The organism is Legionella sp. 227 (genome assembly GCF_043161935.1).
Taxonomy (GTDB): domain Bacteria; phylum Pseudomonadota; class Gammaproteobacteria; order Legionellales; family Legionellaceae; genus Legionella; species Legionella sheltonii.
In genome coordinates this window covers 51278-72831 of record NZ_CP171154.1, presented here as the reverse complement: position 1 = coordinate 72831, position 21554 = coordinate 51278, and the positions used below count along the sequence as shown (strand labels likewise).

The window sequence follows — 21554 nt, the reverse complement described above, 5'->3', positions numbered from 1 at the left end:
TATAGGTTTTCTAATGGCCTACGTGCCGCAAAAAACTGCGGCAGTAAGAAGATGTATTGAAAACTAATGGCTTGAAAAGCGTGTGCAGTATTTTAACCATCAAAATTAAAAAATAGCCTATTCGGTTTGTATTCACAATTCGTAACCAGTTAAATTTTGTGGTACTCTTATGACGTTTTTTCTTTAGGGAGTTTTTGGATGCGTAACTCACTTAAAATGTTGTTTGTGGGGCTTTTAACTATACTTATAATAGCGTGTGTTGCTTCTCCAGGTACCGAAAGTACTGGTGAATTTTTGGATAGTTCAACGACGACTACTAAGGTAAAAGCAACATTAGTGAATCAATTAGGGCGTACAGGTTTAGCAGTACAAGTTAAAACCTTTAAAGATGAAGTGCAACTCAGTGGTTTTGTTGCTACTCCTAGATTGAAGCAAAGAGCAGGGATGATTGCTGCAAGCGTAGATGGTGTTAGAAAGGTACGTAATGACATCATCGTTAGACCTTAACCATTTTCCCAAGGATTACTCATGTTTGACCAAAGCTATACCATAAAACATTTTGATGATGAATTATTTCAAGCAATTGTTGATGAACAACGTCGGCAAGAAGAACACATTGAACTTATTGCATCGGAAAATTATGTAAGCCCGCGTGTTTTGGAGGCTCAAGGTTCTGTATTAACGAATAAGTATGCCGAAGGATATCCTGGGAAGCGGTATTATGGCGGATGTGAGTATGTTGATGTTGCCGAAGAGTTGGCAATTGCTCGTGCAAAAAAACTTTTTTCTGCAGATTATGTCAATGTTCAGCCTCATTCTGGCTCTCAAGCTAATGCTGCCGTAATGATGGCTCTACTAGCTCCTGGTGATGTTGTGTTAGGTATGGCATTGCCCCATGGTGGTCATTTAACCCATGGTTCTAAAGTGAATTTCTCGGGTAAACTCTATGAAGGAATCCCTTATGGTGTTGATTCACAAACCGGTTTAATTGATTATGACGTTTTGGAACAACTCGCTCTGGAGCATAAGCCTAAATTGATTATCGCTGGATTTTCTGCTTATTCCCGTGTCCTTGATTGGCCACGATTCAGAGCAATTGCCGATAAAGTAGGTGCCTATTTGATGGCGGATGTTGCTCATGTCGCTGGCTTGATTGCAGTAGGTCTCTATCCTTCTCCAGTTCCTTATGCTGATGTAGTTACCACTACCACTCATAAGACACTCAGAGGACCAAGAGGAGGAATGATTCTGTGTCGAGCTAATGAAGAAATAGAAAAAAAATTAAACTCTTCTGTTTTTCCTGGCAGTCAAGGTGGGCCATTAATGCATGTCATTGCAGCTAAAGCAGTTTCTTTTGCTGAAGCATTGTTACCAGAATTTAAAGACTATCAACAACAAGTATTAGTCAATGCCAAGACTATGGCCTCAGTCCTAATGAGTCGGGGTTATAAGATTGTTTCTGGTGGTACAGATAACCATTTATTATTGGTTGATTTAATTGATAAGAATATTACAGGTAAAGATGCTGATGCCGCTTTAGATAAAGCAAATATTACTGTGAACAAAAATACTGTACCTAACGATCCTCGTTCTCCTTTTGTAACAAGTGGGTTGCGTCTAGGTACTCCGGCAGTTACAACCAGAGGATTTAAAGAAAAAGAAATTACGCTTCTATCGAATTGGATAGCTGATATTCTTGATGACATTAATAATGAAACGACTATTGTAAGGGTTAAAGAACAAGTATTGCTTTTATGTCGTGAATTTCCGGTTTATAAATAATTATGTTTTGCCCGTTTTGTCACGCAGAAGAAACAAAAGTGGTTGATTCACGTCTTGTCGCTGAAGGTGCTCAAGTACGCAGAAGGCGAGAGTGTCTCATATGTCATGAACGTTTTACTACTTTTGAGACAGCCGAATTAATCATGCCGTCGGTCGTTAAGCGCGATGGACGGCGCGAGCCTTTTAACATTGATAATTTACGTTCAGGTATGTTACGGGCTTTGGAAAAAAGACCGGTAAGTGTTGATGCATTAGAGGCCTCGATTATTTCAATTACACAAGAAATTCGCCGTAGAGGCGAGCGGGAGATCGATTCCCAAATCATTGGCGAATTGGTTATGAAGGAATTATATAGTTTGGATCATGTTGCTTATGTGCGGTTTGCATCGGTATACAAACGCTTTAAAGATGTAAGTGACTTTAGGCAGACAATTGATCAAATGGATAAAGATTAGTACCTTTTCCATTTAATTAATGGGTAGGTATGTGACGGGTGTAAATAATCGGGCATGGACACGCAAACGGGCGCAGGCAGGTCAATGAGCGCTAATGCGCAATTTTTTTAAAAATCGCGCCCTTAGCGTAATTCAAGTAAATGTCTGTGTCCCCGCGTGCATGCCCGATTGTTATACCATGCCACATCCTTTTGCTCCTTTTCAATGGAAAAGGAGCTTTATAGATGTTAAAAAGAATTCATGAGGTAAAGGTGGAAAAGCGGTCAATAAGTGGTAAAAGAAAGGCCAGAAAATTAGCACTTCAGGCTCTTTATCAATGGTTAATGTCTGGAAGTGAATTGCATGAAATCGAAGCACAGTTTCGAGTCATTAATAATATGGATAAAGTAGATGTAGATTATTTTTGTCGTATTTTACACGGTGTTCCTGCCCATGTTGAAAACGTAGAAGAGCGTATCTCTCCTTTTCTTGATAGAGAGATCACAGGACTGAATCCAATTGAATTGACGGTGTTACGTATCGGAGCTTTTGAATTACTCTATTGCCCTGAAATTCCTTATAAAGTTGTTCTTGATGAGTCCATCTCATTGACTAAGGAATTTGGTTCCCAGGATGGATACCGTTATGTCAATGGTGTATTAAATAGTTTGGCACAGCAGGTGCGGTCAATTGAAATCAATAACCATGGATGAGTTTTCTCTTATTGATCATTTTTTTAAACCACTTGATATAAAGCGTGATGACGTATTGTTTGGTATTGGTGATGATGCAGCATGCGTGCGTATTCCTGAAGGGATGAATTTACTGATAAGTACAGATACCTTGGTTTCTAATGTTCATTTTCTTCCGCATTGGGATGCGTATGACATTGCGTGTAAGTCAGTCATGGTGAATGTTAGTGATATGGCGGCTATGGCAGCAGAGCCGTGTTGGGTCACACTCGCTTTGACTTTACCGGAACTCAATCAACAATGGCTAAACTCGTTTGCACGAGGATTAAAAGATTCATTAAGTCGATATCACTTGTCTTTAATTGGAGGGGATACAACACACGGCCCATTATCGATTACATTGACTATTTTGGGTACCGCACCAAAGGGAAAAGCAGTACTACGTAGTGGAGCAAGACCTGGGGATATTATTGTCCTTTCAGGTGAGTTGGGCGCTGCAGCTTTAGCCATTAAACTTCTTGATAATCAGGAAATTCCTCCAAACGACAAAGCGGAATTAATGAATAAATTACTCCATCCTAACCCTCGTATTGATTTAATTGATTTTTTGCGAAATTATGCCACTGCAGCAATAGATATTTCAGATGGGCTTAGTGCCGACTTAAATCATATTTGTGTTGCAAGCGGTGTTGGTGCTTGTCTTGATCAAAAAGCTATTCCTATCCATGCCTTACTTAATCAATATTGGCCCGATCATGCTGTTGACATTGCTTTGACTGGCGGTGATGATTATGAGTTATGTTTTACAGTTCCGGAACATCGATTTCCCCTCTTGATGAAAGAGTTTAAAAAAGCTAATTTACATTGCTATCCTATTGGAGTAATTGAGGAGGCCTCTGGATTAAGAATGAAAGATGCTAACAACCAATGCCATAAGTTGACACCCGCAGGTTATTCACATTTTTAATTGAGTTCTTTGAGTAAACATAATTAAGGATTTAGGTTATTCTAAGTTAAATGTATGAAACCGTTCCTGGGGTATATCCTTGAATGCTTGGGACAACATGAACGCTCATGAATAAATGAATCCAACCTTGAAGTTGAGCTAAGCATAGAGAAAAATAAAATGAAACAAGTAAATTTAGCAAAAAGAGTATTTCAGGATCCTATTTATTTTATTGCCTTTGGCTTTGGTAGTGGTTTAATGCCTACTGCTCCAGGCACTTGGGGAACATTGGCAGCAATACCTGTTTATTTGCTATTAATAGGCACTCATTGGGCAGTTTATCTTTTTTTTACCCTTGCCGCGTTCCTGCTAGGTGTCTGGGTTTGTGATAAAGTGACTCAAGATTTAGGTGTACATGACTATAAAGGGATTGTTTGGGATGAGGTTGTTGGGTATTTATTGACTATGTTCATGGCTCCTAAAGGATTATCCTGGATGATTTGTGGTTTTATTTTGTTTCGAATTTTTGATATCTGGAAACCTCAGCCCATTGATTATATCGATCAAAAAGTTCGTGGCGGTTTGGGCATTATGTTGGATGATGTCTTAGCTGCAGTGCCTTCTTGGATCTTGATGCAACTATTAGCATGGAGTTTTGCTTAATGAATGAAAATCATAAAGAGCTCATTAGTATGGGCTTGACTATTGGAATAGTGGCTCTAAGTTTATTTATTATTCATCGCTTTATTCCTTCACTGATATGGGCTTCTATAATTGTTATTGCATCTTATCCCTTATATGAAAAATGGCGTTACTTTTTTGGGAAAAAAGATAATCTCTCTGCTTTACTGTTTACAACCTTAATCGGATTGTTGTTTATTCTTCCCTTAAGTTGGTTACTGGGACTTTTAATAAAAGAATTGCAAATATTTATTAACTTCTTGCAATCTTTAAATCAACAAGGAGGCGCTGCACCTGAGTTTCTTAAAGATTTTCCTTTTGTAGGCAATGACTTAGTAAAGTATTGGGATGATAATATTGGCAAACCAGGAATGATTAAAAGTCTTTTGTCCAATGTTCATTTATCGTTAACCCCAACGAGCTACTATGTGAAAGAAATTGGTTCGAGTCTGGCACATCGAAGTGTTCAATTGGGTTTTACTCTTTTAAGTTTATTTTTCTTTTATCGTGATGGGGATCGGTTACTCTTGCAGATTTACCAGGTGGGCGAATATTGTTTGGGAAAAAGATGGTTTCGATATGCAGACAGACTGCCTAGAGCATTGAGAGCCACAGTCAATGGAACCATTGTTGTCGGGCTTGGTGTAGGTATCTTAATGGGGATTTGTTACGGTCTAGTGGGTTTTCCTGCGCCCACTTTAGTCGGATTTATCACGGCACTTGCGGCAATGATTCCATTCGTCGTTCCTATCGTTTTTATTACAGTTGCAGTTATTTTATTTTCATTGGGCAGTATGATAAGTGCCATCGTTGTTTTGGTGTGGGGAACACTCGTTATGTTTGTTGCCGATCATTTTATCAAGCCCGCGCTAATTGGTGGTGCAATCGAATTGCCTTTTTTAGCTGTGTTATTTGGAATTCTAGGTGGTGTAGAAACTTTAGGGCTGCTTGGTTTATTTGTGGGACCCTTAGTCATGGTTCTCTTTATGACTTTATGGCAAGAACCGCAAGTTTTATCTTCTACAAAAATACATCATTCGTAAAAAACACTACCTGCTTTCAGTTAAGGAAAAATATAGGTTTGCGCCAGGACCAATAGGACATTTGAACTACTTACGATTCTGCGGATAAGGAATCAGGTTGAATTGACCAGAAAGCAATTCAACCTGGATTTGGATTTCGTAACAATTATTTATAATCGCAATGATCAAATCGATAAACGATACCTACATCCCCCATCTGAACCTCTAGTTTGCCAAAATCATGCTTATTGCTTGTTGCTAAATAACGGTAGGAAGCATTTAATGCCCAATTTTCTTCAAAGTTAAAAGTGAGACCGGCAGTTCCTTGGTAAGCAAATGCGCCTTTTTTTACATCAAGAAATGTTCCGCCAATAGGGCCTGTACCTGTGACTTTATCCTGCGCGTAAGCATAACCAATACCTACTCCTAGGAAGGGATAAATTGTTGGTAAGATGCCATCAGAAAAATCATAATAAATGTTCGCCATTCCTACGTTAGCATTCGATTTTCTTTGTAATTCGAGGAAGCCAAAATCAAATTCTTTATTCTCGGGCTGGATATAAGTATATTCCAATTCATAGCGAATAGGATTGCTTTGATAACCTAAACGTAGTCCTGCATTAAACCCATTATTTGTAAAGGTTTCAGAAACGGTAAAACCCAAAATAGTTGTCGATACTTTTTGAGATACATGAGCGTAACCTCCAAATATGCTGGAATACCAACCATTTACTGGGGTTGCAGCTGCCGCAATACCACTTACTAATAAACTAGCAGAGAAAAATGCAAATTTCATAACATCCCTTTGTTGTTATTATTTTTTTGTGGAATCATGTTAACGTGTTACTTTAAATTTGCAAGTATTGGAAATGCATATTTTTGGAAAAGAGAAGCGTTAATGCGATTTTGGTTTGATATAAAGTTGTTTTTGCTTTAAAAAGTGACCTGTTATTCCACTTGATAAGTATTCCTCAATAAAATCATTATCAAAAATGACATTGATGTAATTTTGAATACTTTACTAATCCTTTTGGCAGGATCTGGAACAAAGACTATACTTTCAACTGGCACTCTAAAAAATGCTTTCAAAAAGTAATGACTCGTCGTACTCAAATGAGTGCTGCAAATAACGTCTTAATGCAGTGATTTAAAGCGGTAATGAATCCAATTTTTTCTTTGAAATGCAAGTCCAAATTCTAAGCCAATGGAAAGTGATGATGTTTAGAGAGGGTTAATTATTATAATCTAATGTGATGTAGAAAAATAACATGACTACATTCATGCAATCAATTTAGCATAATAATTTTCTACTTGTATCAAATTAACATTAATGCAAAGATAAATTTTTGCATCATGAAAAGGAGTTTCAAAAAATGCCAAAAAAAAACCCATTTAAAATAGCTAAAGAATTTGTTGAGCAAGTAATAGCGATACTTGCTAATGAGACAGTAGAAGGGCGTGAAAAGATAGTTGCCATTGCCCAAAGAGCAGAAAAGGAATATCAACGTCCTGTAAAATCATGGATAACAGGCTGGGTTTATCAATTCACCAGAACACGTGGTGATAAAGTAGGACAATCCATTAATGTAATGGAAAACTTTCCTGATGCTTATACTCGTTTACTCGAATTTAAACTGATGATTAGTGAGGGGGAGTGGAATGTAGATAGTTCCTATAATTATTTCCTTTTTCGCCAGATAGCGGATGCTGTATACCTAGCTAACTCCGAGTTCCAACCGGTAGAAGAACATCTTATCCCTTCTTTTCTAAAGGCTCTCAAAAATGAAGTAATGGTAGAGGTCAACAGTTATTTGGCTCAGCGTAAACTTTCATTAGAAGACAAAAAAAATCGCGAATTAGAGTGTCAGGCAGCACATGAAAGTGCTCGCCAACTGGTTGAAAATGTAATGGTTTTTAATGATCTGGAAACTGCCAAAAATTATCAATCCAAACAACAAAACAAAATTATTTTTTCCCTTAGTTTTAACAATCAGCAATGGCATCTTTCTTGGGTCGATGTGACGGGGCAAGTTTATCCTCTTATTCCAGGTAAAGAGTTAGCGCAGAAATTGGCAACTCTAGAAGAAAAAGATATAGAAAAATTACATACCATCCATCTAAAACAAATTAAGAGAGAGTGTGTTAAAGCAAGAGAAGAATATGTTGCTAAGGTTAAAGTACATATAGATCCTGAATTGAGTAATGATGATCTGATTCGAAATGGGATTACCTCCGCTTTTGTTTTGCGCCATCAAGAAACAGGGCCAAGCCTTTGGTGGATAAATAGTATGGGGGTTCCTCATCAAATTAGTTTCACTGATCATCCGGCAATGTCTTCCTGGTTAGCTCATCATCAAGGTTCATTTAGCGAAGCGGATGTGCTGCAATTAAAAGCTTATTTGTTGCAATTGAATACTAAACAGTCCATCGCTACTGCAACGCGCGATAAAATGAATGTCTTATTGTCGAAAGTATTACAAAATAAAGGCAAACAGGAGCAACTTTTGGTTGATGAGCCTAATAAAGAAGAGCATAAAGCGAATGTACCTAAAATAAACATGAAGAAATTTGCCTTTCTTGAGGAAAATATGAAAGATCGAATAAAAAAATTAGCTTCTCAGGATCCTTCATCTACGGAAAAAGTAGTTTCTGAATCAAAGCATGAATGTGTTGAAGAAGTGACCCCAGAGAAAAAGTCTAATAAGTTAGGACAAGATAGATATTCAGCACTGTCAGAGTTACCTACTTTTTGGCAACAACGTAAAAGGGGGATGGAAGAATCATTGGTCAATGAAGTCATCAATGAAAGTCAGCCTTTCAGTCATCCTTAATCTTATTTTGGCAAGGTGTAAAGTGAAACTAGGAATCATAAGTCCCGCTCACCCACTTGGGGGAGAGGGATAGGTGAGGGTTCATTAGCCGTAATTAATACCCTCATCCGCCTCGGCGGGCACCTTCTCCCTATAGGGAGAAGGGAAGTTCACTTAACTTAGTGAGGCTCTTACCCGTTCAAAAACCATTTGTTATAGGATAACGCCAGTCTTTACCAAAAGCAGTTGGACTGATTTTTATTCCCGGTGCAGATTGACGACGTTTGTATTCATTGCGTTTGATTAATTGAATTACTTTAGTCACAATTTCTGGGGCAAAACCTTGCTGAATTATTTCTTCGGGAGTTAAATATTTCTCCATATAGGCAACGATGATTGCATCCAGTATTGCATAGTCAGGTAAGCTGTCTTGATCCGTTTGATCGGCTCTTAATTCAGCGGATGGAGCACGAGTTAGGACTCGTTCGGGAATAACTTGTGACAGACGATTACGGTAATGTGCCAGAGCATAAACTTGGGTTTTAAGTACATCTTTTAATACCGCAAATCCACCAGCCATATCTCCGTACAAGGTGGCATAGCCGACAGCAGATTCGCTTTTATTCGATGTTGTAAGTACCATTTTTCCTGTTTTGTTAGACAATGCCATAATCAACAAACCACGAATTCGTGCTTGAATGTTTTCTTCTGTGGTATCTGGGGTTAATCCTTTAAACTCTGGCTCTAGAGTAGTCATTAGCGCATCAAAAGCGGGTTCAATAGAGAGCATGGAATAGGATACATTCAATTGTTTTATTTGCGTTAAAGCGTCTTCATTACTCATTTGGGCTGTATAACGGGAAGGCATAAGAACCGCATGCACGCGCTCTGCGCCTAATGCATCGACTGCTACAGTCAACGTCAATGCCGAATCAATTCCTCCTGAAAGTCCAACTAAAACTCCAGGGAAATGATTTTTGTTGACATAATCTCGAGTGCCACAAACCAATGCTTCATAGATTAATGGTTCAAAATCGAGAAGAGGGGTAATTGCTCCCTTGACCTGATTTGCCTGGACTTCAACCGTACGTAAATCCTCTTTAAATGCAGGAGACCGTGCACAAATTTCACCATGAGAATCAATTGCTAATGATTGACCATCGAATAAGAGTTCATCCTGACCACCAATTTGATTTACATAGATTATAGATATACCCCGTTTGGCATAAGATTTAAGGAGAGCTTCTCTTTTTTGGTATTTACTGTAATCAAATGGGGAGGCATTTAAAATGAGCAGTACTGAAATTCCATGTTCAATTAAATCTTCTGCAGGGCCTGGATGCCATAAATCTTCACAAATAATTACGCCTACTTTGCTGTTATTTATTTCCAAGAGGCATGGATTTTTTTTCCCTGGGGTAAAATAACGTGCTTCATCAAAAATTTCATAGTTTGGTAAATTTTGTTTATGATATTCTGCAATTTTTTGTCCCTGATAAAAAATGCTCACACTATTGTATAGTCGTTGCTTATCCCGGCTTGGATGTCCAACAAGGACATAGCAGTCTTTTGTTGCCTCTTGAATTTGCTTTAAATGTTCGGTAACGGCTTGTTGAAACTCTTTGCGAAAGAGTAAATCTTCGGGGGGATAGCCAGTTAAAGCCAATTCAGGAAAGAGTATGACATGGTGATCTGCTTGTTTGCTTTTTATAACTTCGATGATTTTATCCCTGTTGGATGCTAAAGCGCCTACAGTCGGATTAATTTGTGCCATAAGTACAGTAAGCTTATTCTGCATGATATATACTCTATAAAGAACCCCAAGGTTTGGTAAACAGGATACCCTAATACAAAGAACCCTTAATTTAAAGATAAAAATGTTAATTAATCTAAAAATTGTCTAAAATAGACCCTTTGCCATTAAAAAATCACATTTATGTTAAATGAAGCACTCTCAAAAATGCCAGAAGTCTTTGAGGCCAAAATATTATTGCGTGGCCAAGAGTATTTTGAAAAGGGGCATGTGCTCAACATTCGTTTTAGTGATGGTCTTCTCAAAGGGCGGGTGAAAGGCAGTTCAAGTCAGATTTATGATGTACATATGGACTTGAAGGCTTGGCCAAAAAAATTGGCGCACTGTACTTGCACTTATCAATATAACTGCAAGCATGCTGCTGCGTGTTTGTTTGCTCTACGGGATCGAGAAAAGGACAGCTTACTCTCTTTGCCTGCCAATAAATTAGATAAAAAGCTCGATAGTTGGTTGAAGAATTTACGTGCTCAAGAAGCAGCAGTAGTGAAAACGACGGAAGTCACCCATCATTTAGTCTATCTCCTGGAACTAAGGCTTGATGGGCATGAACACCGGGTCGCGATTAAGTTGGCTTTGGCCAAGTTATTAAAGCGCGGTGGTTATGGAAAAATGATCACTTTTAACAGCCTTTCTGATTCTAAAAAACAGCATTTTGTTGGTGATGATAATGATCTGGTTGCACTGCTGTTGTTTAAATGCGGTGTCTCAGGGTGGTTTGATACATTAATCATACGCAATAGCGAATTGTTAGAACGAACCATTGCAACTGGCAGGGCTTTTTTTATACAAAATCAGCATGAGCCAATTCACCTGGGTGAGTCCATCCAAGGTACTTGTGAATGGGTGTTATCTCATAATGGCAGTCAAAACTTATTGTTAATGCATGAAGGGAATGCGCTAGACCCCATGCTGTTGGATGATAGTTGGTATTTTAATTATGCAGAAAGCAAAATGGGACGTTTGATTACCTCATATCCAATAAAGCAACTGGGTTATTTATTGCAAGCACCTCCAATTCCAATGGGACAGGCTGAATTATTAGCAGATAAAATGGCTAAAACATGTCCTGAATTTCCTGTGCCACGAGTTTTTGAACAACGAGAAATTCGCAACGTAATGCCAGTACCTGTACTCATTTTAGATGCCGTGAGTGAGTTTGACGAAGAATCTTCTTGGCTCTATGACACCGAAGAAGAACTGCAGGTTTTGTTTATTGCGCGTATTATTTTTGATTATGCGGGGTTAATGATTGCAGGTTCTGATGAAAGTGAAACGGTTGTTTGTCAGCAAGAAGGGGTTTTAATTGAATATGTGCGGCATAAAGATTTTGAAAAATCCAAATGGGATGAAGTACAGGAAATACTGGAGTTAAGAGTACCTAGGGCATGGGAACATGAACAATGGGAAAAAATAAAACAAGCCGATTTTGTTTTGGAAAATATTCAGGTCGTCGCAGATTTAGAATTTCTTTATAGTCAATTAATTCCCGAGTTAGAAAGTCGTGGCTGGCGAGTTGAGCGTATTAGTTCTTTATATCAAGACGTAATTAGTGCTGACGAAGTTGAGTGGTATTCGGATCTCTCAGAAAGTACAACGGATTTTTTCTCATATCAATTAGGGATTTTGGTTGAGGGTAAACCGGTCAGTATCGTTCCTTTGGTTGCAGATTTAATTCAGCGTTATCGGGGGAATGACTTGGATAATCTGCCTGATACACAATTAGTCAAATTGCCCTTGAATGATGGACGTGCTTTGCAGTTGGAAATGGGACGAATTAAACCATTAGTCCGATTGTTGCTGCAATTTGGCATACGTCATATTGATGGAAATCAACAGGTGCAAATCAACAAATATCAAATTATTTTGATGCGCGAAGCAGAGCTGGCTATTGCGGCAACCAAAACGCGTTGGCAAGGCGCTGAAACGTTAAGAGAACAAATAAGAAAACTTTCGCAATTAACCCTTATTCCTGAAATACAACTGCCAACAGGCTTACAAACTCAGTTGAGGGATTATCAACGTCATGGTTTGAATTGGCTGCAATTTTTAAGAGTATCTCATTTTAGTGGTATTTTGGCTGATGATATGGGGTTAGGTAAAACAGTACAGACTTTAGCTCATTTGCAATGTGAAAAAGAACAAGGACGTATTAAAACAGCAAGTTTAATTGTTGCACCAACCAGTCTTGTAGGAAATTGGCAGGCCGAAGCAAAACGCTTTACCCCTAACTTAAACGTTTTAATTTATCATGGTTCTGAGCGCCATCAGGATAATTTTGATGACTATGACATCGTTGTTTCTACTTATGGATTAATTCACCGTGATAAAGAAAAATTTATTTCTTATCCTTTTTATTATTTGATTTTGGATGAAGCGCAATTCATTAAAAATGCGCGCACTAAGACGACGCAGATCATTCAGCAATTGCATGCGTCCCATCGTTTATGTCTGACTGGTACGCCTTTGGAAAATCACTTAGGTGAGTTGTGGTCTTTATTTCATTTCTTGATGCCAGGGTTATTGGGCGATGCAAAACAATTCCGACTATGGTTTAGAACCCCCATTGAAAAATACGCAGATTTGACCCGACGGGACATATTAATTAAAAGAGTGCAGCCTTTTATTTTAAGAAGGACAAAAAATCAGGTGGTTCGTGAATTACCACCCAAAACAGAAATGACGCGAACCATAGAAATTATTGGCCCACAACGTGATCTGTATGAAGCGATCCGCATGAGTATGGAGAAAAAAGTTCGGGATGCAATTGCAAAGCAGGGGTTGGGTAAAAGTCATATACTCCTTCTGGACGCGCTTCTCAAGCTACGCCAAGTGTGTTGCGATCCCAGGCTTTTGTCTTTGTCTGAAGCCTCGATTGCACATGGGACCTCTGCCAAACTCGAGGCGTTGATGGAATTATTGGATAATTTGGTGGGCGAGGGTAGGCGGGTTTTGGTTTTTTCACAATTTACTTCTATGTTGCAATTAATTGAAGAGGAGTTGCGTGCGAGAAATTATGATTATTTAAAGCTAACCGGGCAAACAGTCCATCGACAAGCAATGGTAGAAAAATTCCAAGAAGGAAAAACTCCAGTTTTTCTTATTAGTTTGAAAGCGGGAGGCACCGGACTTAACTTAACACGTGCTGATACAGTAATTCATTATGATCCTTGGTGGAATCCCGCCGTTGAAGATCAAGCAACCGATAGGAGCCATCGAATAGGTCAGGAAAACCCTGTTTTTGTCTATAAGCTTATTACCTTGGGTACGGTAGAGGAAGCTATTTTAGGGATGCAAGAGAAAAAGAGACAATTAGTTGAAGGCGTTTTATCCGCTGATCCTGCCAAAGCGATGACCTTGAGTGAAGAAGATATAGAACACCTATTTATGCCATTGAGTTAATAAATCCCCTCAATCCCGTAGCGCGTGAACGCCATGCTGTAGCTCAGGGTTATGATTGAAAATCCCCGCTATACTCAGGATGATGGTAAAAAGATTCTGAGTTACGGTTTGTCAAACCCAGGTTCCAAATCACAAAAATATTCAGACACCAGTTCTCTTTTTAAAATTTATTGCATTAAAAACTGGCATAGTTCTCATTCATAGCATAAGCTATTAAATGATTGTAAACATGGAGAAAATTATGAACTTATGGAAGCTCGCTTGTGGTTTTTTTGTTGCTGTTATTTATTTGCCTGCAGCACTAGCCGCATCTCAAGCACCAGTAGGTAATTGGGTCACAATTGATGATAAAACAGGTAAAAAAAGAGCACTTGTCACCATTAGTGAATCTGGTGGAGAGCTGAGTGCAGTCATCGATAAAGTATTCCCACAACCTGGTGATACTGGAATTTGTGAGAAATGTCCAGGTGGTTTTAAAGGCAAGAAAATCCAAGGATTGCAATTTATGTGGGGTTTGAAGAGCGAAGGTGAAAATGAATGGGGCGGTGGCTCTATTTTAGATCCTAAGTCAGGTAAAATCTATCGTGCAAAACTTACAGTCCAAGGAAATAAACTCTTAGTCAGAGGATATGTAGGTATTTCTTTATTAGGTCGTACTCAAGTTTGGCAAAAACAATAACCACCTCAAATACATCCCGAACAGTTTTGTTCGGGATGATATCTTGCAAAGTAGAGATAATTCACTACTTCAAAGAGTCAAGAATAATGACTATTTGTCAAAAGCACATTACAATAGCCTGTTCTAAATAGTCATTGTGTCATTACTATGTATGATCTGCAAAATTCCAAAAAGTCAGTTGATCCTTTGAAGCGTCCACCTCATTCAGTAGAGGCGGAACAATCCATTATTGGTGGATTAATGTTGGACAATCAGGTTTGGGACAAAGTCAGCAATAAATTATGCGAAGCAGATTTTTACCGCACTGAGCATCGAATTTTGTTTCGAGCAATTTCTTCTTTGGTAAAAAAAGATCAGCCATTTGATGTAGTGACGTTGCTTGATGCATTAAAGTCTCATAATGAGTTGGATGATGCTGGTGGTGAGGCCTATTTGTTTGAACTGGCTAATAATACTCCCAGTGTTGCTAACGTGTCTGCTTATGCTGATATTGTTCGTGAAAAATCAGTGCAGAGGCAGCTCATTAATGTCGCTACTGAAATCGCGGATTCAGCATATAATCCCGGGGGGAGACAAGTTCCAGAGCTATTGGACATGGCCGAAACCAAAGTTTTTGCTATAGGCGAGCAAACAGCTGGTGATGGTGGGCCTGAAAATATAAAATCAATCTTGGTTCGTGCAGTAGAAAAAATTGATGCCCTCTATCATAACGGCGATGCAATTACAGGGCTTGCTACGGGCTTGTCCGATTTAGATGAAATGACATCCGGTTTACAGCCTGCCGATTTAGTTATCGTAGCAGGTCGTCCTTCCATGGGTAAAACTACACTAGTTATGAATATGGCAGAGCATGCTGCAATAAAATCTGGAAAACCCGTTCTTGTTTTTTCTATGGAAATGCCCGCAGATTCTTTGGCAATGAGGATGATGTCTTCTTTAGGACGTATTGATCAGCATAAGATTAGAACAGGTAAACTGGATGATGACGATTGGCCTCGTGTCACTTCAGCAGTGCATATGCTTTCAGAGGCTCCTTTATTTATTGATGATACCCCCGCTTTGAGTCCAGGTGAAATGCGCGCGCGAGCCAGAAGATTAGCGAAAGATCAAGGGAGCAACTTGGGCCTAATTGTGGTGGATTATTTGCAATTAATGAAAGTGCCAGGATTTGGTGCAGATAATCGAACTGCAGAGATCTCTGAAATTTCACGCAGTCTTAAGTCGCTTGCAAAAGAGTTACAAGTACCGGTTATTGCCTTATCTCAGTTGAACCGTAGCTTGGAGCAACGAGCAGATAAACGGCCAGTCATGTCTGATTTACGTGAATCGGGTGCAATTGAGCAAGATGCTGATTTAATTTGTTTTATTTATAGGGATGAAGTTTATAATGAAGATAGTCCCGATAAAGGTACAGCAGAAATTATAGTTGCCAAGCAAAGAAATGGCCCTATTGGTAAAGTGCGTGTCGCCTTCATAGGTAAATACACTCGTTTTGAAGATTTAGCATATAATGGTTATCAAGGGGTAGACTAAAGTGTCCAGACCTACCAGATTGGTGATAGAGTCCAATGCGTTACACCATAATTTAGCACGAATAAGACGTTTGGCTCCTGGCAAAAAAATAATTGCGATGGTCAAGGCCAATGCCTATGGCTGCGGTGTGCATGTGGTAGCACCCATATTGGAAGGACACGTAGATGCTTTTGGGGTGGCATGTATTGAGGAAGCGATGGTTCTTCGCAAAATAGGAATTCGTACTCATTGCATTCTGTTCCAGGGAGTCTTTAGTCCCGATGAGTTTAGGGCGGTAGCTCAGTACCAATTTGGTTGCGTCATTCACCAACCTCATCAAATTCAATGGCTTTTAAATACTCCACTCGATACGCCTATCAAATTATGGATTAAAGTAAATACGGGTATGCATCGTTTGGGTTTTAAAATCCATGAGTTGCAAGGAGTGATGGATGCATTGAAAGCTTGCCCTTGGGTGGATCAAAATATTGGTTTGATGACTCACTTAGCCTGTGCGGATGAGCCAGAACGTATAGAGAATTTTCAACAAATTGCTTTATTTGAGAGTATTTCTGTTGCTGGATTTAGCCAACGCAGTATCGCTAATTCAGCCGCTATTATTTCTTTTCCTCAGACTCATGCTGATGTGGTCAGACCGGGTATTATGCTTTATGGCGTATCCCCATTTGCTAATCAGACCGCGCTTGATCTGGGATTACTTCCCGTAATGCGTTTTGTTTCTGCAATCAGTGCAGTTCATTATAATCCGCCATTAGCGCAGGTGGGTTATGGGGGTATTTGGAAAAGTGAAAAAGCTTCAATCATTGGTATTGTTGCTGCGGGTTATGGTGATGGTTATCCACGACATATCGCAGCGAATACACCCGTTTGGGTTCAAGGTAAAGAAGTTCCTATTGTAGGGCGCGTCTCAATGGATATGCTTGCTGTGGATTTAACTGACCATCCAGAAGTTAAACCTGGAGCACCTGTTGAGCTTTGGGGGACGCATGTTTTAGTTGAGCGAATCGCACAAGCAGCAGGGACCTCAGGTTATGAATTGTTATGTCAGATTTCTGAGCGAGTACGCCACGATTAGTTAACCCTATGCCTATTGTGGCTGTTGCAGTGCAGCGAATTTGTGATGAAGTTCAACCAAAGTCCCTTCTCTCCGCATGGAGAGAAGGTGCCCGATAGGGTGGATGAGGGGTTAGATTATGGCTAATATACCCTCACCCGTGTCCCTCTCTCACAAGTGGAGAGGGGATTCTTTTTAAAGTAACAGCAGAGTTAGTCTTCGGCATTCGGGTTATAGAGCATAGATTTTCTAGAGGTATGGATAATAACTGAACGTGATGTTAGAATTGAAACCGATTTTATAATCCTTTTAATTGGGTGATATGTGATGAAAAAAATAGCTATTGCATCATTGTCTTTGTTGTTGGTTGGATGTGCGCCAATGAATAATCAAGACGTAGGTACTCTCTCTGGAGGGGTTATTGGCGGATTAATTGGAAGCCAATTTGGTGGTGGCCCAGCAGCTAAATTGGCTGCAACAGCAGGTGGTGCTATTGCTGGTGCTTACATAGGTGGTCAAATTGGAAAGACTATGGATAAAGTGGATAGAATGGAAATGCAACGTGCCTTAGAAACTGCACCAACTGGTAAGGCTGTAACCTGGTCAAACCCAGATACTGGAAATAGATATACAGTACAGCCCACTCGTACCTATTATCGTGAACATTTACCTTGTCGTGAGTATTACACTAAGGCCATTATTGATGGAAGACCACAAACATTACGTGGTAGTGCATGTCGCCAGCCAGATGGCACTTGGCATGTTGTAAACTAAAATCAATTCAAACCATGTCGTGTAGCCTGGGTAAAGCCCAGGCTACACTATCAAGTCTTATTTCACTTCTTTAGTCTTTTTGTCACAACATACACATTTGCAACAATTAAATAAATTGTACAACCAGGCAATAATAAAACCCATGATGAAGGCATCAATAAAACCTATAACACCTCCCATGATACTTCCTTTAATTGAGGGAGCATATCCGGGATATAAAGAACCTACAGCGACTACAAAAGCATGCCCATACGTATAATAATATGCAAGCAAGCCCATCAACAAAATAGACACACCCCATAATACTCCAAATGCAAGACCTAGAGCCAAAGGGTTTAATTTGCAACCGTTCATATCCGTTTCTCCTTTATACTGTCCTATAAATCGTTGCCTGGGCGCAGCGAAGCGAAACCCAGGAATGCATTTACCCGAGTTTCGCTGCGCTGCCCCCGGGTTACAAAACTGTAAAAAGTGAAATGAATTCAATAGATTCTAAAAAAAGTATAGCCTACTGTACTGAGTTAACTAACAATTTTTCACAAATTGAAAAATATAAAGCCTCTAATTGATGTAAATCACTTAAGGAAACACATTCGTTCACTTGATGAATGGTGGCATTAACTGGTCCTAGCTCTACTACTTCAACTCCATAGGGGGCAATGAAACGACCATCAGATGTCCCTCCACTTGTGGAAAGTTCTGGTGCGTTTTTTGTAAGCTCGACGATGGCTTCTTTACAGCAGTCCAGAAGTGCCCCTTGAGCGGTTAAGAAAGGCTCGCCACTGAGGCGCCATTCAATAGTGGGGTTCAGATCGTGTTCTTGAAAAGTCGTTGCAACTTTCTCTTTTAACATGCTATGGGTTTGTTCGGTTGAATATCTAAAATTTAGGTGTAAAACCAGTTCCCCAGGAATTATATTGGGAGCCTGACCTCCTGATTGAAGATGAGTAATTTGCATGGATGTCGGTGGAAAATGCAGGTTACCTTGATCCCAGAGTGTTGTCGTCAGTTTGGCTAATACGGGACTAATTTTATGTATTGGATTATCTGCCAAGTGCGGGTAGGCAACATGACCTTGCTTTCCGTGTAGGGCAATTTTTGCGCTTAAGGAACCACGTCTGCCAATTTTAAGCACATCGCCTACTTTATTTGTACTTGAAGGTTCACCTACAATGCAATAATCAATATGAATATCTTGATTTTTTAGACGCTCCATGACGTAAGGCGTGCCCATATCATAATCATTACCTTCCTCGCCACTGGTAATAAGAAATCCTAATCTTCCTCTAAACTTAGGATATGCTTTAACAAATCGTTGAGCCATAAGCAGCATGCAGGCAAGGCTTCCCTTCATATCAGCAACACCACGACCAAAAAGCATCCCATTTTTATTTTCTACTACAAAAGGATTGGATAACCATTTTGTCGCCTCACCAACAGGGACTACATCAGTATGACCCGCAAAGACCAGGAGTGGGCCTGATTCCCCATACAACGCAAAGAAATTGGAAACAGGGTCTTTATTCATACGTTGGCAAGTAAATCCAATGTGTTCTAAAAATTGGATCATAAACTCCTGACAGCCTGCATCTTCTGGTGTAATCGATGGAAAGCTAACAAGTTTGGCTAAAATTTCTTGTAAGTCCTCGAAAAAATGAGGTGTTACTGATTCAGTCATTTTATCCTGCTCTCAATAATTCATTAATGCTTACTTTTGCTCTTGTCTTTTCATCTACTTGTTTGACAATGACCGCACAATACAAGCTGTAGCTTTTATCTTCACTGGGTAAACTTCCTGCAACGACAACGGAACCAGTGGGAATACGACCATAAGTAATTTCTCCAGTAAGGCGATTATATATTTTAGTACTTTGTCCTAAATATACTCCCATGGATAAGACTGAATTTCGTTCGACAATCACCCCTTCGACCACTTCAGAGCGAGCACCAATAAAGCAGTTGTCTTCAATTATTGTTGGATTAGCCTGTAATGGCTCCAGAACGCCACCAATACCTACTCCACCTGATAAATGTACGTTTTTACCAATTTGCGCACAAGATCCTACAGTTGCCCATGTATCAACCATGACACCTTCATCAATATATGCACCTACATTGACATAAGATGGCATTAAAACACAGTTTTTCGCGATGTATGCCCCTTTGCGCACCATGGCGTGAGGAACTACGCGGACTCCAGTTTGTTTAAATTGTTCTTCTGTATAGTTATTGTATTTGAGGGGAACTTTGTCATAAAACTGACAAAAACCTGAATCAATCACTTGATTTGGATAAAGTTTAAAAGATAAAAGAACTGCTTTTTTTATCCATTGATGTACTACCCATTGCTCATTTATTTTTTCTGCAACACGGTATTGGCCACTATCGAGGCAAGAAAGAACTTCATTCACTGCGGTAATGAGTTCTTGAGAGGCTGTATCAATAGATAGCGTTTGACGTTGGTCAAAAGCGTGTTCAATTATAGATTGTAAGGTTTGCATCTATTTTTCCCATATCATATTGTAGCCTGGGTGCTGCGCAGCGGGACCCGAGGAGTTATTTAAGTAGTCCAACCCGGATTTCGCTGCGCTACACCCAGGTTTCACAATTTTATAAAGTTTAATATGCAAGTGCATATTCCAAATCAGCTTGTAAATCTTCTACATGCTCTATGCCTACTGAGAGCCGAATAAAGCCATCTTCTATTCCTAAGGCTTTACGTTTTTCTGGCGGTATAGAGGCATGGGTCATAATCGCGGGATGCTCAATTAAGCTTTCTACGCCGCCTAGACTTTCAGCTAATGTAAACAATTCGCAGCGAGCAAGAAATCTTTTGGCAGCATCAATGCCCCCATCAATTACCATGGAAATCATACCGCCGAATCCATGCATTTGCTCTTTGGCTAAATCATGTTGGGGATGACTTTTAAGGCCTGGATAGATTATTTTTTTTACTTTGGGTTGACCACTCAGCCAGTTTGCCAGATGGTTCGCATTCTCACAATGTCGTTCCATACGTAACGACAGAGTTTTTAGGCTTCTTAATACCAGAAAACTGTCAAAAGGACCTGCAACACCACCACAAGAGTTTTGTAGAAAAGCAATTTTGTCACCTAAATTAGGATTATCACCCACAACCACAACCCCACTGACTACATCCGAATGGCCGTTAAGATATTTGGTTGCAGAATGAAGTACTATATCAAATCCTAACTCGATAGGTCTTTGAATCCAAGGTGTTGCAAAAGTATTGTCTGCGACAGCTATAAGATTATGACGTTTTGCTATTTCAGCTATTTCGCGTAAGTTGGCCAGTTTTAACATAGGATTTGAAGGTGTTTCTACCCAGAGCATGCGCGTTTTGGGAGTAATTGCAGCTTCGATATTGTGAACATGAGACATGTCTACAAAAGAAAAGGATAATCCTGATGTGCGGGTTTTAACCTTGTCAAATAATCGAAAGGTGCCTCCATAAAGATCATCCATGGCGACAACATGATCTCCTGCGTCTAATAAGTCAACAATGGTGTTAATGGCAGCCATTCCAGAGGCAAAAGCAAAACCACGTTGACCTGATTCCAAACTGGCAATGCATCCTTCATAGGCGTCACGAGTAGGGTTATGTGTTCGTGAGTACTCATAGCCCAAATGTTCACCAGGAGCAATTTGTTTGTAGGTTGATGTGGCATAAATAGGCGTCATGACCGCCCCAGTACTTGGGCAAGGTTTTTGACCTGCATGAATGGCTCGAGTTTCAAAGTGATTCTTTTTCATTGGACTATCCTTAAGGGCTATAAATTTTTTATGTCTAATCCTCTTAAGCCTTTTCTAAACTTTACTGGAGCTATCGCACTTCACGCCCTTGAGCGAGTTTGGAAAGAGGTCTATTTATGAAAGAGTGATCTTTTCAGAGTGGTTTATGTAGGATATTCTAG

The 21554-nt window shown here is 39.6% G+C and carries 19 protein-coding genes; 13 read left to right on the top strand and 6 right to left on the bottom strand.

The genetic code is table 11. The annotated features are described in order from the left end of the window. Positions 1-198: 198 nt before the first annotated feature. The 7 genes from ACF8MK_RS00330 to ACF8MK_RS00300 all read left to right on the top strand — a co-directional run bounded on the left by ACF8MK_RS00330 (position 199) and on the right by ACF8MK_RS00300 (position 5578). Positions 199-507, top strand: coding sequence for a BON domain-containing protein (locus ACF8MK_RS00330; protein WP_265702962.1), 309 nt, complete (start codon positions 199-201; stop codon positions 505-507). A gap of 21 nt (positions 508-528) precedes the next feature. After that, the gene (glyA, locus tag ACF8MK_RS00325) at positions 529-1782 is read left to right on the top strand and encodes a serine hydroxymethyltransferase (RefSeq protein WP_392537691.1); all 1254 of its coding nucleotides are present in this window, start codon (positions 529-531) and stop codon (positions 1780-1782) included. Positions 1783-1784: 2 nt separating this feature from the next. Continuing rightward, positions 1785-2237 carry a transcriptional regulator NrdR gene (gene nrdR / locus ACF8MK_RS00320; protein ID WP_028382239.1) on the top strand — a complete coding sequence of 151 codons (453 nt, stop codon included), beginning with the start codon at positions 1785-1787 and terminating at the stop codon, positions 2235-2237. A gap of 251 nt (positions 2238-2488) precedes the next feature. Then, entirely contained in the window at positions 2489-2929 is a 441-nt protein-coding gene (gene nusB / locus ACF8MK_RS00315) for a transcription antitermination factor NusB (protein WP_392538986.1), read from the top strand. Continuing rightward, entirely contained in the window at positions 2922-3875 is a 954-nt protein-coding gene (gene thiL, locus ACF8MK_RS00310; RefSeq protein WP_392538985.1) for a thiamine-phosphate kinase, read from the top strand. The genes nusB and thiL overlap by 8 nt, the downstream gene beginning before the upstream one ends. A gap of 159 nt (positions 3876-4034) precedes the next feature. Further along, the gene (locus ACF8MK_RS00305) at positions 4035-4517 is read left to right on the top strand and encodes a phosphatidylglycerophosphatase A (RefSeq protein WP_392537690.1); all 483 of its coding nucleotides are present in this window, start codon (positions 4035-4037) and stop codon (positions 4515-4517) included. After that, a complete protein-coding gene (locus tag ACF8MK_RS00300; protein ID WP_392537689.1) occupies positions 4517-5578 on the top strand; it encodes an AI-2E family transporter in 1062 nt (353 codons plus the stop codon). Before ACF8MK_RS00305 ends, ACF8MK_RS00300 begins: the two co-directional genes overlap by 1 nt. A 145-nt stretch (positions 5579-5723) precedes the next feature. On the opposite strand, the gene ACF8MK_RS00295 is transcribed toward ACF8MK_RS00300, so the two are convergent. After that, on the bottom strand, positions 5724-6353 hold the full coding sequence (locus ACF8MK_RS00295; RefSeq protein ID WP_392537688.1) for an outer membrane protein: 630 nt from the start codon (positions 6351-6353) through the stop codon (positions 5724-5726). A gap of 577 nt (positions 6354-6930) precedes the next feature. On the opposite strand from ACF8MK_RS00295, the gene ACF8MK_RS00290 reads away from it, so the two are divergent. Then, the gene (locus tag ACF8MK_RS00290) at positions 6931-8388 is read left to right on the top strand and encodes a hypothetical protein (RefSeq protein WP_392537687.1); all 1458 of its coding nucleotides are present in this window, start codon (positions 6931-6933) and stop codon (positions 8386-8388) included. A gap of 178 nt (positions 8389-8566) precedes the next feature. Here the strand turns inward: ACF8MK_RS00290 and ACF8MK_RS00285 are convergent, their stop codons facing one another. Continuing rightward, positions 8567-10165: an NAD+ synthase gene (locus ACF8MK_RS00285; RefSeq protein WP_392537686.1), complete on the bottom strand. Its 1599-nt coding sequence runs from the start codon at positions 10163-10165 to the stop codon at positions 8567-8569. Positions 10166-10303: 138 nt separating this feature from the next. Between ACF8MK_RS00285 and ACF8MK_RS00280 the strand changes: the two genes are divergently transcribed. The 5 genes from ACF8MK_RS00280 (at position 10304) to ACF8MK_RS00260 (ending at position 17619) form a co-directional block, all read left to right on the top strand. Next, positions 10304-13579, top strand: coding sequence for an SNF2-related protein (locus tag ACF8MK_RS00280; RefSeq protein WP_392537685.1), 3276 nt, complete (start codon positions 10304-10306; stop codon positions 13577-13579). Between the two features lie 241 nt (positions 13580-13820). Continuing rightward, positions 13821-14258 carry a DUF2147 domain-containing protein gene (locus ACF8MK_RS00275; RefSeq protein WP_265702953.1) on the top strand — a complete coding sequence of 146 codons (438 nt, stop codon included), beginning with the start codon at positions 13821-13823 and terminating at the stop codon, positions 14256-14258. Between the two features lie 147 nt (positions 14259-14405). Continuing rightward, positions 14406-15791 carry a replicative DNA helicase gene (gene dnaB / locus ACF8MK_RS00270; RefSeq protein ID WP_265702952.1) on the top strand — a complete coding sequence of 462 codons (1386 nt, stop codon included), beginning with the start codon at positions 14406-14408 and terminating at the stop codon, positions 15789-15791. A gap of 1 nt (position 15792) precedes the next feature. Further along, positions 15793-16866: an alanine racemase gene (gene alr / locus ACF8MK_RS00265; protein ID WP_392537684.1), complete on the top strand. Its 1074-nt coding sequence runs from the start codon at positions 15793-15795 to the stop codon at positions 16864-16866. 306 nt (positions 16867-17172) lie between these two features. After that, complete coding sequence (locus ACF8MK_RS00260; protein WP_028382226.1) at positions 17173-17619, top strand: RT0821/Lpp0805 family surface protein; 447 nt, start codon at positions 17173-17175, stop codon at positions 17617-17619. A 57-nt stretch (positions 17620-17676) separates the two neighbouring features. On the opposite strand, the gene ACF8MK_RS00255 is transcribed toward ACF8MK_RS00260, so the two are convergent. From ACF8MK_RS00255 to ACF8MK_RS00240, 4 genes are all read right to left on the bottom strand, one after another. Continuing rightward, positions 17677-17973 carry a bacteriophage holin gene (locus tag ACF8MK_RS00255; protein WP_265702950.1) on the bottom strand — a complete coding sequence of 99 codons (297 nt, stop codon included), beginning with the start codon at positions 17971-17973 and terminating at the stop codon, positions 17677-17679. A gap of 154 nt (positions 17974-18127) precedes the next feature. Further along, positions 18128-19297 (bottom strand): succinyl-diaminopimelate desuccinylase, encoded by a 1170-nt coding sequence (gene dapE, locus ACF8MK_RS00250; RefSeq protein ID WP_392537683.1) that lies wholly within the window; start codon positions 19295-19297, stop codon positions 18128-18130. A gap of 1 nt (position 19298) precedes the next feature. Then, positions 19299-20120 (bottom strand): 2,3,4,5-tetrahydropyridine-2,6-dicarboxylate N-succinyltransferase, encoded by an 822-nt coding sequence (dapD, locus tag ACF8MK_RS00245; RefSeq protein WP_392537682.1) that lies wholly within the window; start codon positions 20118-20120, stop codon positions 19299-19301. Between the two features lie 118 nt (positions 20121-20238). Further along, entirely contained in the window at positions 20239-21393 is a 1155-nt protein-coding gene (locus ACF8MK_RS00240) for a trans-sulfuration enzyme family protein (RefSeq protein WP_392537681.1), read from the bottom strand. Positions 21394-21554: the final 161 nt, after the last annotated feature.